Origin of the sequence: Winogradskyella psychrotolerans RS-3 (genome assembly GCF_000427335.1) — a bacterium.
In the GTDB taxonomy this organism is placed as follows: Bacteria; Bacteroidota; Bacteroidia; order Flavobacteriales; family Flavobacteriaceae; genus Winogradskyella; species Winogradskyella psychrotolerans.
This window is the reverse complement of the sequence record NZ_ATMR01000206.1, coordinates 26,269-42,679: the sequence shown is the minus strand read 5'-3', so window position 1 is coordinate 42,679 and position 16,411 is coordinate 26,269. Positions and strand designations below refer to the sequence as shown.

At 33.4% G+C, this 16,411-nt stretch carries 10 protein-coding genes and 2 pseudogenes; all 12 read right to left on the bottom strand.

Annotated features, from left to right (window positions below; all coding sequences use genetic code 11):
- Window positions 1-20: 20 nt before the first annotated feature.
- Window positions 21-674, bottom strand: a complete 654-nt coding sequence (locus ADIWIN_RS18290; protein WP_020898002.1) for a lipoprotein signal peptidase — start codon at window positions 672-674, stop codon at window positions 21-23.
- Window positions 675-701: 27 nt separating this feature from the next.
- On the bottom strand, window positions 702-1,364 hold the full coding sequence (locus ADIWIN_RS18285; RefSeq protein WP_152487297.1) for a DUF4097 family beta strand repeat-containing protein: 663 nt from the start codon (window positions 1,362-1,364) through the stop codon (window positions 702-704).
- 43 nt (window positions 1,365-1,407) lie between these two features.
- Entirely contained in the window at window positions 1,408-1,788 is a 381-nt protein-coding gene (locus ADIWIN_RS18280) for a TraR/DksA family transcriptional regulator (protein ID WP_020898000.1), read from the bottom strand.
- Between the two features lie 5 nt (window positions 1,789-1,793).
- A pseudogene (gene ileS, locus ADIWIN_RS18275) lies at window positions 1,794-5,264 on the bottom strand (isoleucine--tRNA ligase).
- A gap of 88 nt (window positions 5,265-5,352) precedes the next feature.
- Entirely contained in the window at window positions 5,353-5,733 is a 381-nt protein-coding gene (locus tag ADIWIN_RS18270; protein WP_020897996.1) for a hypothetical protein, read from the bottom strand.
- A gap of 47 nt (window positions 5,734-5,780) precedes the next feature.
- The gene (locus tag ADIWIN_RS18265; protein WP_235047149.1) at window positions 5,781-8,360 is read right to left on the bottom strand and encodes a DUF8693 domain-containing protein; all 2,580 of its coding nucleotides are present in this window, start codon (window positions 8,358-8,360) and stop codon (window positions 5,781-5,783) included.
- Between the two features lie 50 nt (window positions 8,361-8,410).
- Window positions 8,411-11,272, bottom strand: coding sequence for a PA14 domain-containing protein (locus tag ADIWIN_RS18260; protein WP_020897994.1), 2,862 nt, complete (start codon window positions 11,270-11,272; stop codon window positions 8,411-8,413).
- Between the two features lie 171 nt (window positions 11,273-11,443).
- A pseudogene (gene radA / locus ADIWIN_RS18255) lies at window positions 11,444-12,801 on the bottom strand (DNA repair protein RadA).
- 65 nt (window positions 12,802-12,866) lie between these two features.
- Window positions 12,867-13,019, bottom strand: a complete 153-nt coding sequence (locus ADIWIN_RS20640; protein ID WP_161624683.1) for a hypothetical protein — start codon at window positions 13,017-13,019, stop codon at window positions 12,867-12,869.
- On the bottom strand, window positions 13,006-14,187 hold the full coding sequence (locus ADIWIN_RS18250) for an alpha/beta hydrolase (RefSeq protein ID WP_020897991.1): 1,182 nt from the start codon (window positions 14,185-14,187) through the stop codon (window positions 13,006-13,008). Before ADIWIN_RS18250 ends, ADIWIN_RS20640 begins: the two co-directional genes overlap by 14 nt.
- Window positions 14,188-14,263: 76 nt before the next feature.
- Window positions 14,264-15,409, bottom strand: coding sequence for an alpha/beta hydrolase (locus tag ADIWIN_RS18245; protein WP_040757720.1), 1,146 nt, complete (start codon window positions 15,407-15,409; stop codon window positions 14,264-14,266).
- A gap of 12 nt (window positions 15,410-15,421) precedes the next feature.
- Window positions 15,422-16,411 (bottom strand): lysylphosphatidylglycerol synthase transmembrane domain-containing protein, encoded by a 990-nt coding sequence (locus ADIWIN_RS18240; protein WP_020897989.1) that lies wholly within the window; start codon window positions 16,409-16,411, stop codon window positions 15,422-15,424.

Genomic DNA, 16,411 nt, shown 5'->3' with positions numbered 1-16,411 from the left:
AGATTATACGATTCAAAAAACTATGTTTTAATTGTACCTAAGTTAGTTGAATTATTAGACTCTTCAAAAGCCTTCTTATTAAATACAATTAAAATCCCTATACCTGTACTTATAGCCATATCGGCTACATTAAAAACAGGATCAAAAAACGAAAAATACTTACCGCCAATTAAAGGCAGATTATCTGGCATTACACCACTCCAAATCGGAAAGTGAAGCATATCTACAACATTTCCATGAAACACCTTAGCATAGCCACCTTCTTCTGGTAAAAATGAAGCGACCTGCATTACGCTATCATTAAACAAAACACCATAGAATACAGAATCTATGATATTGCCTAAAGCACCTGCAAAGATTATAGAAATCGCAAATATTAAAGTTTTAGACCTCTTCTTCTTCGTAACGTCTATAAGCCAAAACGCAATACCTGTTACAGCGACAATTCTAAATAGGGTTAAAACTAATTTTGCTGTTTCATCTGAAATAAAACTTACAAAATCACTCAATTTTGTGCCCCAAGCCATACCATCATTTTCTATAAAAGCAATTTTAAACCACGAGAAAACGGTAACGTCCTCACCTAATTGAAAATGCGTTTTTATATAAATTTTACTGATTTGATCAATCAGTAGAATAATGAAAATAATAATTGAGGCTTTCTTTAAAGACATTAAACGGTTTTAAACAAAAATAAAGGATTAATCTGGCTTTACAACCGTAATATTTCCATTAATAGACTTCAATTTCCATATTGAAATCACATTAGAAAAATCATCTATAGTAATTTTTCCATGATTAGAATTAGCTTCAACAGAAGCATTTTTAGTCACAACGCTAATATCGCCATCAAAAGTATTTATTGTAGCTGTTGTCGACTCTCCCTCAATAGTACATCTCCCTTGTAACAATTCTATATAAAGCGATTTAAAAGCTCCTTTTAAATCTACAGAACCAATATCGCTTAAGATATGTAACGCGAGTTGTTCAGGGATTTCCATGTGCAACGTTGCAGCAATAACTTTGTGTGCGTTTCGCTTATCATCTGGTATTTCTAAAAATGACAAATGCTCTAAGCTTAATATCAATGTATGATTATTTTCACTACTTACAACCTGAAATTCATTTTGATATTCTCCATCTAAAGTCGATGTTACCTTAATTTTATCGGTCTTTGAAGTTGAAACAAAAATTGAAAAAATCTGATTACCATTTATTGAAATAGATTCTATTCCATCTGCTTGAATAGTCTTTTCTAATATATTCTGAGCTTTGGCAGTTAGCGTATTCAAAACGAAAACAAAAGGCACAAAAAAAGCCATGAAATTATTATTCCATGACTTTATGATCTTGTTTTTATTCAAAATAGAATCTCAATATAATGAGATTCCTGCTTTCACAGGAATGTTACTGTATATTCTTAGCTTCAATGCTCAACGTTGCATGAGGCACTAATTTTAAACGCTCTTTGTTTATTAATTTCCCTGTAACACGACAAATTCCGTAGGTTTTATTCTCAATACGGATAATCGCATTTTTCAAATCGCGAATAAACTTTTCTTGACGAATAGCTAATGCTGAATTTGCTTCTTTACTCATCGTTGCACTTCCTTCTTCAAACGCTTTAAATGTTGGTGATGTATCATCAGTACCATTATCAAAGTCATTCATATAAGCACTTTTAATAAGTTGTAAATCGTGCTCTGCCTTTTTTATTTTGTCTTGAAGTATAGCTCTAAATTCTTCTAAATCCTTATCAGAATATCTGTTGTTCGTCTCTGTTGTCATAAATATTAATGTTTTTGAATAAATAATTTGGTATTGACATCGTCAAACACAATTTCTATACCATTATTTAAGGTGTCCATAATTTGTAATTCTTCGGTCAACGTTTCAGATTTAATATACGCTTCATTTGAAGAAACAGCCTCAACTATTTGGTCATCTTTCTGAAGTTGTACGTCAATTCTGTCAGTAACCTCAAATCCTGAATCCTTACGTAAATTTTGAATACGATTTACTAGTTCTCTAGCAATCCCTTCTTTACGTAAATCTTCATTGATAGTAACGTCTAAAGCTACTGTTAAAGCACCTTCATTAGCTACTAGCCATCCTTCAATATCTTGCGATGTAATCTCTACATCTTCCAATCCTAAAGTAACGGATTTTTCTCCAATTTTAATATCTAATTGACCATTTTGCTCAATATTTTTAATATCATCAGCACCAAATCCAGCTACAGCGCTAGCAATCAACTTCATATCCCTACCAAACTTAGGTCCTAAGGTCTTAAAATTTGGCTTAATCTGTTTTACTAAGATATCTGAAGCATCTTCTAAAAGTTCAATCTCCTTAATATTAACTTCATGTTTAATTAAGTCTGAAACCGCCTCAATCTCTTCCTTTTGCTGTTGATTATCAATAGGAATCATAATCTTTTGCAACGGTTGACGCACCTTAATCTTCTCCTTAGCTCTCAACGATAATACTAACGAACATACCGTTTGAGCACTTTCCATTTTACGCTCTAATACTTTATCAATACTATTAGTGTTTGCAACAGGGAAATCTGCTAAATGTACACTTTCAAAAGTTTCTTTTTAGTGACTGCATTCAAATCTAAATACAAACGGTCCATAAAGAAAGGTGCAATTGGTGCGCCTAACTTTGCAATGGTTTCCATACATGTATAAAGTGTTTGATATGCTGAAATTTTATCCGTTTGATAATCGCCTTTCCAGAAACGTCTTCTGCTTAAACGTACATACCAATTACTTAAATAATCTTGTGTAAAGTCTGAAATTGCTCTCGCTGCTTTTGTCGGTTCGTATTCCGCATAATAATCATCTACTTTCTGAATTAAGGTGTTTAATTCAGACAAAATCCAACGGTCAATTTCTGGACGTTCTTCTAAAGGTATATCGGCTTCACTATAATCGAAACCATCAATATTAGTATAAAGCGTGAAGAATGAATACGTGTTATAAAGTGTTCCGAAAAACTTACGACTTACCTCAGCAATACCTTCGCTATCAAATTTTAAGTTATCCCAAGGATTTGCATTACTGATCATATACCAACGTGTGGCATCTGCACCGTATTTAGATAAGGTTTCAAAAGGGTCTGCTGCATTTCCTAAACGCTTAGACATCTTTTGACCGTTTTTATCTAAAACCAATCCGTTAGAGACTACATTTTTGTAGGCTACAGAATCAAAAACCATAGTTCCGATAGCATGTAACGTATAAAACCAACCTCTTGTTTGGTCTACTCCTTCTGCAATAAAATCTGCAGGATACGCTTCTTTATTATCAATTAAGTTTTTATTCTCAAAAGGATAATGCCATTGTGCATAAGGCATAGAACCAGAATCGAACCAAACATCGATTAAATCACTTTCACGATTCATCGGTTGACCAGATGCTGAAACTAAAACGATTTTATCAACTACATTTTTATGCAAATCGATAGTATCATAGTTTTCTTCAGACATATTACCCACTTCAAACTCTGCAAAAATATCTTCAGACATCACACCTGCTTTAACAGACTTTGCCATTTCTTCTTTTAACTCAGCAACAGAACCGATACATAATTGTTCTTTTCCATCTTCTGTTCTCCAAATTGGCAATGGAATTCCCCAAAAACGAGATCTTGATAAATTCCAATCGTTTGCATTCGCTAACCAATTCCCAAAACGCCCTTCACCAGTAGATTTTGGTTTCCAGTTAATCGTGGTGTTTAGCTCGTGCATTCTCCCTTTTACATCTGTGATTTTAATAAACCAAGAATCTAATGGGTAATATAAAATTGGCTTATCAGTTCTCCAGCAATTTGGGTAACTGTGTTTATATTTCTCAACCTTAAAGGCTTTATTTCGTTTTTAATTTAAGTGCTAGTCTTTCATCTACACTTAGATACTTATCTAAATTTGAAATAACACTTTTTAGATTATCCTTTTGAATTGTTAATTCAATTTCATATTCATCATCATTTAAATATTCAGATTTCACATATTCACCTGCAAAACCATACATATCATCCTTTACTTCTTTTCGGAAACGACCTTGTAAATCTACTAATGGCACTAAATTACCATTGTCATCCTTTACTAAAAGTGGTGGAATTTCTGGTGAGGCTTGTTTAGCAACTAAAGCATCATCAGCTCCAAATGTTGGTGCTGTGTGTACGATACCTGTTCCATCTTCAATAGTTACGAAATCTCCAGATATGATTCTAAAAGCATTTTCAGGATTATCGTTTGGTAACGCGTATGGTAATAATTGCTCGTAAGTGATGCCTACTAAATCTTTCCCAACGAATTCTTTAACGACATAATAAGGGATTTTTTTATCGCCTTCTTTGTAATCAATTAGTTCCGGTTTTGTTTCAACGCGTTTAAATTTACCATCAAATTGTTTATTGACTAAATTCTTAGCCAATACTACATTCATTGGTTTAAACGTATATTGATTATAGGTTTCAACTAAAACATAATCAATCTTTGGTCCAACAGTTAATGCTGTATTACTCGGCAATGTCCAAGGAGTCGTTGTCCAAGCTAAAAATAAAATATCTCCTTCATTTTGAAGAAAATCTGGCAATGACTCTGCATTAGCTTTAAACTGAGCCACAACTGTTGTATCCGTTACATCTTGATAGGTTCCTGGTTGATTCAACTCATGTGAACTTAAACCTGTACCTGCTTTTGGTGAATAAGGCTGAATGGTATAACCCTTGTATATTAGATCTTTTTCGTAAATCTGCTTTAACAACCACCAAACAGATTCCATGTATTTAGACTTGTAGGTAATATATGGATCGTCCATATCTACCCAATACCCCATTTTTTGAGTAAGGTCATTCCAAATATCCGTATAACGCATAACCGCTTTTTTACATGCTTCGTTATACTCTTCTACAGTGATTTTTTTACCAATATCTTCTTTAGTAATACCAAGTTCTTTTTCTACTCCAAGCTCAACAGGTAAACCATGTGTATCCCAACCGGCTTTACGTTTTACTTGAAAACCTTTCATGGTTTTGTATCGTGGAAAAATATCTTTAATAGCACGTGCTAAAACATGGTGCACACCAGGTAATCCGTTTGCTGAAGGTGGTCCTTCAAAAAACACAAATGGTGGTTTTCCTTCTCTTGAGGTTACACTTTTATCGAAGATATTATTAGCCTCCCAATAGTTACCGATTTCATCTGCAACTTTTGACAAGTTAAGTCCTTTGTATTCAGGGAACTTTGTACTCATTATTCTGTTTTCTTTTCGAGCAGCGAAATTACAGAATTTTGTGGAAATAGTTAAACGTTTTGTAGGCTATGTACGGAATGCGAAAAATTCAGTTTTTCTGCTTAAAATATTTGTAGAATAATTGATGGTTTTTTGATAGAAAAAAGGGATTTACATATATGATTTTCTCACTTCCATCATTGATATAGGTGATTTTTGCATTCTCTATATTTTGAATTTGAGATAATTCAATTTTAGAAGCGTCTTTAAAATAGAAATAGTTTTCATCAAAAGTGATAGACTTGGTTCGTAATAATTTCCTTCCAAAGATGATATAGTTGAAAACTCCAAAAACAATTCCAGCAATTAATCCCGGCCAATATTTTACAAATGCAGAGTAAATTATAATAACAACGGCTCCTAACAAGAAGCCGTAACTAATAAGTGCAAACGTTTGTCCCATCAGTGATGATAATGGTTTTCTATTCATTATTTGTTTCACTAAAAATATTGTAAATAATTACACTGACCTTTAGTTTATTTCATATTAACGATTACTTTTTTAGCAATCCATTGATTGTTTTGATTCTCTACTTTTACAATATAAGTTCCGGTAGATACTTTAGAAATATCTATACCATTACTCAAATCTTGTTGATCTTTGTTGTGATATTGACGTATGGTTTGCCCTAACATATTAATGACACTTACAGATTTTGCTCCGCTTACAAGTCCATTAATAAAAAGTTTTTGTTCTTTGTTATTTACATATACCTGAACATTGTTTAATTGAGACTCTGAAACACTAAGCGCATATTCATTTTGGAACACGATATCAAATCGATTTGAAAACACCCCTGACTCACTAACAAAACTGTAATCTGAATTTCTAATATCTGTATAACTATTTTCGTAATTATCTCTTAAATAAACGACTTGTGAATCATTAAAATCTTCAAAATCTGTTGCCGAAATAGTACATATCTGTTGTTCGGACGATTTATAAATTAATGGAATAACTTTATCAGAAGCTATGGCTGAATACGCTTGTGTTACCATTGAATTGCCTTCAAACAACGTATAAAAATCATTTGCTTGTACATCTGACATTTTTCCATCATAACTATAATCAAAACCTTCTGAAGTAAAATCACTAAAACCAATAACCATTTCTCTACTAAAACCGTTATCTGCTTCAAATTTTAAATGAAGTTTTTGCATTATATCTTCAACCGTTTCTGAATCAGCGTTGTCTTCTGTTTCGGTATTGGCTGTTCTAAAAAAGACACTTTCCCCATTGGATTGTTTCTTATAGATACGTTGACCGTTGTTAAATTCAATATGACCATCATTTATGACTTCTGTGAAAAAAGCCTGTCCAACACCAATATACTGAGTAGGAGTTAGTGTTCCATCTTGTGTTCCATTATTTGAACCACTTAAACTTTCAAATTGATAAGCTCTTATTTTTGCCATTTTATTAATAATTGCATAACCACCTTCGTATTCACTTAGGTAATGTGAGTTACCTGCCCATTGCTCCCATAGATATAATGTACCATCAATAACATCTTCATTATCATCAATAAATTGATGCGCATCAATAGCGGAAGGGTACGGATTACCTACCAATGTTGTTGTTAGCGTTACATCTGGTTCACTCTCATTAGCAGCGTCTCCATCAACATCATCTGCAGCTATTAAAACAGTGCCGTTATTTGGCTTTCCTTCAAATATATAGTCTTGCGTTGTTCCTGCATTACCAGTTCCTTTATGAATATAACCTACTCCAGTATTTAATTGAGTCGTTGGTGAATAACTTTCCCAATCGTAATACGTAACCCCATTTAAGAAGGTGTACATCCAACGCGTACTGATTTTCCCTGTTTCATTGTATGCTGATGTAAATTCAACGGCATTAGCATTTCCTTCTTTTAATGTATTAATACCAAAAGCAGAATTGTTAGCATTATTAAAGGTTGTATTATTATCTAAAAGTGTTGTTGCTCCTACGGCTCCAATTGGAGAAGAAAAATAATTATATCGAAATGAATTGGATGTTCCTGTTTGGCGTCTTAAGATTTTACCTGTTGCGGACGTCACTAAATCACTATTAACTCCTTGTATTAATTGAGAATCGTTTTTTAAGTCTAAGACTCCATTAAGTTCTAAATACCAGGTATTATTAATTTCATTTTCTCCATCAATAGTAAGTGTTTTATCAGTATCTACTATAAGTCCAAGTCTTGTGTGAGAAGTTGAAGAGGTTATATCATTTTTGATATGTACAATTGACCAATATTTTTCAAATATCTCGTCTGAAACACCCCAAACATCTCCATATAACCATGATTCTGAACTAGACCAATCTCCATCTGCACTAGTGACGTAAGGCATAGGCGCGGTTTGCGGCTTTACCGTATTAATATTATGCATTTTTAAATCATGTGTATATGTTGATTCATCTGACAATTCTGATTTTAAAATATTAGACATCGGATAATAAGCTTGAAGATTACCCCAAGCGACATGCTCTAAACTCTGTACATCTTGAATATCTTTAGGTATAATTTTCCCTCTAACAATACCTACATTATTCTCAATCTCTTGACACATCATTTGCTGTATTTGTTGCGCAGAGAGAGCATCTTCAAAAATTCTTACTTCATCTATAGTTCCATTAAAATGGGCAGAACCAGCTGGACTTGTATTTGTTGGATAACGACCTATTGTAAATGGTCTACCTGAAAAAATATGATCAGTACCATTATAATTTTTGGTAAGTAACGTTGAATTCAAATTAGAATTCGTTTCTGTATTTAACAGCTCTCCATTAAGGTATACTTTTAAAGAGTTTGTAGTAGAATCAAAAACACCAGTGACATGATACCATACATTATTTTCCATTTTCCTGTTGTCTGTAGAAAGTTGCTCTACATTAAGACTACTATTTGGGTAATTACTAGAAGCAGTGACTTGTTCCTGAGTGTATACAATAAAGGCAGGTTTTCTCCCCCTAGTTATAGTTAATCGCATATTTTCCTGACCTGCAATACTATAAACAGCGCTTAAATTTTCTGTAGCAGTATTAGCTTCAATTTTCACCCAAGCCATAATGGTTCCCTCATTCCAATCTGTAATAAAAGAAGATGTCTCTAGGTAATCGTCTACACCATCAAAATCGACTGTTCCTGAAGAAAATAAACATCAATATCATCTCTATAATCTAAATCTCCTCCTAGAGATAAATCGCCATCAGTATCCGGTAAAACAGATAAATCTAATGGATTATCAATATCTTCGTTAATATCTAAAACTGCATCGTTAATATTCGTTGTTTCAAAGCTATCGTCTAAACCATCTCCATCGGCATCATTTCCTGATAGCGTATTAGCCATTCCATTTTCTTGAATATCTGGAGTCCCATCATTGTCACTATCTGAATCTATATAATCTGGGATAGTATCACCATCAGTATCCTCTAGGCTTGCCAAACCAGATCCGTAATTATCGTCTACACCATCGTTATTTAAATCTACCATTGTTGCTCCACTGCCACTCGGAGAAATATAACCACCTGTTGATTGCGCCTCTACATTATCTGGTATACCGTCATTATCTGAATCTATATCTAAATAATCTTGAATCCCGTCATTATCTGTATCTGTACAAATATTGTCTGACAATACGGAAAAAGGAATTAATTTTTTAGAAATAGTTGGGCTCGAATAAGACACACTTAAAGATTCTAGTCCACCTCTTTCATAAAATAATATAGTAATTGGGTATATACCCGGAGTTAGTGCAATAGTTCCCGATCTTTCTTGTGTAGCATGATCCCCATCGTTATCAACAATCTCATTGCCATCTATAAACAATTTAGAACCATCATCTGAACTCGTATAAAATCTATATGTTTCTGCTGTATTAATAGTAATAAAACCAGTATATCGAATGGCAAAAGTATCGTGATCTCCAGGTGTAATCATACCCCAAAGGGCATCTACATCTATTTCAGATACACTACCTGTTGCTGTGGCTCCTGTCGTCGGAATATTATCTACACTTGGTGAGACATTTATATCATAAAACTCATAAGAGAGAATATGATTAATTTCATCGCATACCGAACCTTCATTTACATTTAGTATACCATCATTATCACTATCTAAATCTGTAGTATCACCTATACCATCACCATCCATATCTGAATCTAAATTAAGAGTGGCACTATTTTCGATTTGGATGCACAAATTAGCTGCATGTGTTATTACTAGAGTGTACACACTACCATCTAATCCAGTAACATCCGAAATATTTAAATTAGCCGATGTGGCACCTGTATAAATGCCTCCATTAGTTAGATCTGTACCATTTAATTGCCATTGATAGCCTAAGGCCGTACTTACATCAGTAGAGCTACCTGAATAATCTGGCACACCTCCTGTTGTAAACGTCGTTGTGCTTGTCGCTGTTGCATTAGTTATAGTAAAGCTCGTTGATCCACCTATTACAACTAGCTGATCTACCAAAGCTGTAGCATCTACTGTAGCTTCTGTTGCCGTAGTTACACTTGCAATTGCACCTGTGTATGCCGTTGAGGTACCCGTAACTAAACCACTAGCGCTAATACCTGTACCATCCACTTGTCCGTCTGCATCGCTATCTGCATGACCAGCTTCTATAACATCATTACAACCATCACCATCACTATCTGTATTCTGAAAGTCGAAATGACCGTCACCAGAAGTGTCTATTGGTGTCGTAGCTTCAGCAGTATCATCTGATCCATTATTGTTATTATCATTAAACGAAGCATCGTTGCTATCTATTACTCCATCGTTGTTGGTATCTAAACTTCCGTTACCTGCCTCATCGACATCGTAGATACCATCGTTGTCTGAATCTAAATCTAAATAATCTGGAATTCCATCATAATCTGTATCTGTGCAAGTATTTTCTGATAAGACAGAAAAAGGAATTAAGGTTTTAGAAATCGTTGCGCTCGAATAAGACATACTTAAAGTCTCACCTCCAGTCCTTTCAAAAAACAGTATCGTGATTGGATAAATGCCTTGATTAAGCGCTATAGTTCCAGAAGTTTCTAGTGTGTTATGTAAACCATCATTATCAACGACCTCGTTTCCGTCGATAAATAATTTAGAGCCATCATCTGAACTTGTATAAAATGTATATGTTTCTGTTGTATTAATCTTAATAAAACCTTGATATCTTATAGCAAAATTATCGTGATCTCCTGGTGTAATCATAGTCCAAAGCGCATCTACATCGATTTCAGATACACTCCCTGTTGCTGTGGCTCCTGTAGTTGGAATACCGTCTACACTTGGTGAGACATTTATATCATAAAACTCATAAGAAAGACTCTGGGAAATTAGATCGCATACACCACCTTCATTTATATCTAGTATGCCATCATTATCACTATCTATATCTACATTGTCTGCTGTTCTGTATCCATATCTATCTGATGTATTAAACAAACCACCAATGTTAATACTGTAATCTTCAATTTCGCCAGCTTTCCATCCATAATTGCAGGATGTATAATTCTCATTGTCGCTTATATCTCTAGACCCAACGCGCATTATGGTAGCCCCCTCTTGGGCATCGGGAGGAATAGTGATACTTATAGGTACATTTATAGCCCCACCTATACCAGAAAAGGATTGCACAAAACTTTCTCCAGCATCTTCAAAACTACCGTTTTGGTTAAAATCGATCCATACCGTAATTTGATTGCTCACAGTCGTATTCCAACTATTAACAACAACAGTAACAGAGCCACTTAACACATCTCCAACAAGTATATCTGTTGATTCTAAAGTATAATCATTAAAGTCACCAGTATTCTCACTTGTAGATTTATCAATACTTCCAAAATGAACATTTGAAATATAATTTATATTGTAAGTACCAATATTAGCAGGCTCACAATATTGGGCAAAACCCTTAAAAGATATAAAAATTATTATAGCTAATAATTTAAAATTATTTTTTATTTCCATAGCAAATTCCCTCTAGCACTAATTATCAACATGTTTAGAATCTCAAAATTTTACTGAGACAAACATAAGATAAAAAACACCCAGAAACACGATAAAACGCATGATTTCTACGCTTAAGTGCGATTTTACGTAATCTTACTTTACTATTCAAAAATTTAAAAACACTGATAATCAGACTAAAAACCCAACTAAATCTTCAATCTTAGAGATCAATTGAATTTTAATTACTGTATTTTTTAAAGCTATTTTATTGTACTTAGATACAAAAATGGTTGTAAAACCCAACTTTTCAGCTTCAAGAATGCGTTGTTCGACACGCTGTACTGGTCTTATTTCACCAGAAAGCCCTACTTCTGCTGCAAAGCAATACGTACTTGGCAAAGCCACATCTTCATTTGAAGATAATATGGATGCGACAACGGCTAAATCTATAGCAGGATCATCAACGGTTATGCCTCCTGTAATATTTAAAAAGACATCTTTTGCTCCTAAACGAAAACCAGCACGTTTTTCTAAAACAGCCAATAACATATTTAAACGTTTGGCATTAAAACCAGTGGCAGATCGTTGTGGAGTTCCGTAAACAGCTGTGCTAACTAAGGCTTGTACTTCAATCATTAAAGGCCGTAAACCTTCTAAAGTTGCTGCGACTGCATTACCCGAAAGCTCTTCGTCTTTTTCTGAAATTAATATTTCAGATGGATTAGAAACTTCTCGTAATCCTGAGCCTTGCATCTCGTAAATACCAAGTTCATTTGTAGAACCAAATCGATTTTTGTTGGCTCGTAAAATTCTAAATACATGATTTCGGTCACCTTCAAATTGAAGTACCGTATCTACCATATGCTCTAAAATTTTTGGACCTGCAATGTGTCCATCTTTGGTAATATGACCTATTAATAAAACCGGAGTTGCAGTTTCTTTAGCAAACTTTATCAGTTCTGTTGTACATTCCTTTATTTGAGAAATACTTCCTGCAGACGACTCAATATAATCGCTATGTAAGGTCTGTATAGAGTCTATAACCACAATATCTGGCTCTAAAGCCTCAATTTGCTTAAATATATTTTGAGTTTTGGTTTCAGTAAGAATATAGCAGTTACTACTATTAGGATTAATACGTTCTGCACGCATTTTTATTTGTTTCTGGCTTTCTTCACCGGAGACATAAAGCGTTTTGTATTGTAGCTTTAAGGCTATTTGAAGTAAAAGTGTACTCTTTCCTATTCCTGGTTCACCTCCAAGTAATGTTAAAGAACCATGAACCATTCCTCCACCAAGCACGCGATTAAATTCGCCATCTTGCATGTCTAAACGTGCTTCTTGCGATGTATCAATATCATTAATCAATAATGGTTTTGAAACCCGCTTTGAAGTTGCCGTTGGGGTTTTCCAATCGGTCTTTTCTGGTTTTTGAATGACCTCTTCAGCAATAGTATTCCATTCCTTACAAGAGGTACACTGTCCTTGCCATTTAGCATATTGACTACCACAATTCTGACAAAAAAAGTTGTTTTTACCTTAGCCATATTCTAGTTTCAGAATCCCTAATAACAGGATTATTATAGTTTGAAATAGCTAAATTAAGACAATTTTAGTTGATCTCTTTAAACCAGCCTATAATAGCTAAAACTTTTAATGCGGCTAATTTTGAAGGCATATTAGAAAACAAAAATGTTTTTGTTTTACCAAATAACGATTCAAAGAAATAGTCTGTTGACAATCTATGTTTTCTAGTTCTCTTCATCGTCGTCGTCGTCAATCTCTTCATCTAAATCTACCACCGTAAGTTCATCAATTTTAGAGAAGATAAAATCTCTGTTAATATGACTGACATCGTTTAATGTTAATGCAGATTCATATAATTTTTTTGCTTTTTTTGTTTTGCCTAGCTTTTCTGCAGATTGCGCTAAATAATACGTGCCCATTAAAGATTCTGGATGAAGTTTATTTGCTAACGTACCTAGTTTACCAAGTGATTTTATATCCTCTCGTTGTTCTGCGATTTTTATGACTTTCGCTATTTCGGCTTCACTAATCTCTTTTTTAATACCAAATAGTTTTTCTATTCTTTTATATCTATCAGTTAAGTAATTATCTAAAGTACCCTCATAAGGCAATACTTTTTCTTCAAGTTCTTTTTCTCTCAGTGGATTGTAGATATCAAAAATCTTTTCAAAAGATCTAGCTAAAGCACTTGTTACTAATGTATAATGATTTTCGTCTTTAAAATCATCAAAATAATACGTTAGATTTTGGTTATCAACCGTTTTAATTTGTGCGTTCGTAGAAAGTATACTTTCTCGAAGTTGTGGAATATCCTTTTCAGAAGTTGCTAAATAATAGAAAATATCATCTTTAAAAAGTGCTAAGCGTTTTGAAATAAAGTTATTTAAGGATCCTATAAAATCTGGACTAATACAAACGTAAGCCTGAAAATCGAGCACTTCTTTAAACAAATAAGAGTTAATTAAATTACCCATGTTATCATGGCCAACAGCAACTCTAAACTTACTGGTGTTGTATTTTTTATCTATATAAGGTAATAATTCATCGGAAACAAAATCGTGAAATCTAAGTCCAGATTCTGTTGGTAATCCTGTAGTTGGATCGTAATAACCATCATAAAAACGGTTATCTCCTTGCATTATACCAACGACTATAGAGCCTGGCATATTGTCAAAATACGTTTGAAAGTCTATTTGGCCAACTACGGGCTCAAATAAATAATCTCCATCAAAAACAATAATTACAGGGTACTTTTCCTCAGCATCTGCATCGTAATTCTTTGGTAGTTTAACTTTTAGTTTACGTACGGCGTTAAGTTTAGCCGAAGCTATTTCCTGATAAGTTATCTGTGCAAATGAAGAAGCACAAATTAAACATGCAAGAACTAAAAAAATAGTCTTTTTCATGATAAGTAGGTTTAGATTTGGGACTCCAAACATACTAAATTATCGTCATGTTGTCAATTTTTTTCGACGAAATACATTATTCTTTCATCTTATCCTGTATTTCATACATTTTATCGAGCATCATTTCTTTATCAACAGATTGTGAAGGCTCTAATAATAAACCAGATTTATAACGCTGTAAGGCCCTTTTTAAATTGCCTTCTTTTTCATTATACATCCCTGAGTAATAAGAACTTAACATGGACTTAGGAAATTCTTTATTAACTAGCTTTGATAATTTTTCTAAAGACTCTAGATCGTCTTTTTTGTTGCTGGCTGCTGCAATAGCTCTAATATCGTTTTCAATTAATTTTTTCTCAAAACCATAAAAATGCTCTATGTCTTCATACTTTTTAATCAAATAATCGTAAGGGGATCCTTCAAAAGTTAACACTTTATCTGAATATTCCTTCGCATTAATGGGCTTAAAAAGTGCAAAAATCTGATTTAAAGCTTTTGGGATTCCTCTACCTACTAAAGAATAGTGGTTGGCATCTTCGAAATCATCAAACTTATAGAGAAGGTTTTTGTTTTCAATAGTTGAAATGATAGAATCATTCTCTAAAATAGAACTTCTTATAGCTTTTATATCAGCATCTGCAGTTGCCATGTAATAAAATGTTTCTTGTTGCAGAATAGTTAATCGTTGTTTTAATCTATGCATCATTTCTGGTGCAAAATCGGGACTTAAAGCCACATAAGCTCTAAATATTGGTTCGTCTTTAAATAAGTAATAATTTATAAAATTAGCACTTAAATCGTGTCCAACGATTATTCTAAAATTTGACGCATTATAATTATCTTCAATAAATGGTAATAGTTCGGCTGCCATAAACTCATAAAAAGCGGCTCCATTATGCGCCGGAAAAAATGATTCATTATCATAATAGAAATCATCTGTTCTTGTAGACGCTTGATTAATTCCTACAACAATGCAATCTGGAATATCCTCCCAATAAGATTGGTAATCGATATTACCAGCAATTGGTTCAAATAAATAATCGCCATCTAAGACAATAATTAAAGGATAAGAACGCTTATCTTCAGGATTATAATTTCTTGGTAATTGAATTTTTAATTCGCGTTTCCCTTCAAGCTTATAAGAATCAATGGTTTTATAAACCGCTTGAGAATGAATATTTAAGCCTATAAAAAGAGCTAGAACTAGGTAAAAATTCTTCATATTATGCATGAATTAAAAATTTAAAGTAAGGTAAAAAATATTTTTATAATGTTGTTTTTTTCTGTTGTAAATAGGTAAATATAATAATGATAATCCACCAACAATAATGATAACCAATGTTTGAGTTGACCATACGATCCATCCAAAAGCTCTGCTAGGATCTTCTGCCATTCCAAATAACGAAAAGGCAATTACTACCGCTTCAGGAAATGAACCAATACCTCCGTTTGTAGCTGCAATACTAAAACTAGACAGGATAAACCCAATAAGGATGGCTGCTAATGTTATATTCTGTAATTCTGGCAAAGCAAATGTAGTAACATAAAACATGAGTACATACATGACCCATATAAATAAGGTGTGCCCTATAAAAGCCCATTTTTTTTTCATCTTGAAAATACTAAGCGCCCCTTCTAATAATCCTGTTATAAATCCTTTTACTTTTAATGCGAATTTGGAATTACTTTTCTTAATAAACAGAAATAATAGCAAAGCTCCCAAAAGCAATACTGAACCTCCTAAAATTAATGAGGTTAGATTAAATTTCTCAGCAAAAAAATTATAGATGAATTCGAATTCTATAAAAAACGCTATAGCAACTATTGAAAGTAACATAATGGTATCTGCAATACGCTCTGCAACTATAGTACCAAAGCCTTTATCAAACGGAATATCCTCATAATTTTTTAATATTGAGGCTCTTACAACTTCACCTGCTCTTGGAATCGTGAAATTTATAAGATATGCCGAATATACAGCCATTAGGCTATTACCAAATTTCGGCTTATATCCTAAAGGCTCTGCCATATACAACCAACGATAGGCTCTAGAAATGTGACTAAAAACACCTAAAGAAACACCAAGAATGATCCAACTATAATCAGCATCTTTAAAATATTGAATTAAAGTAGGAATAGAAATTTTAGATAAAGAATACCATACCAAGCCAACACCTAAGAGTAATGGCAATACAACTTTTAGGATGGTTTTAGGTTTAGCCAC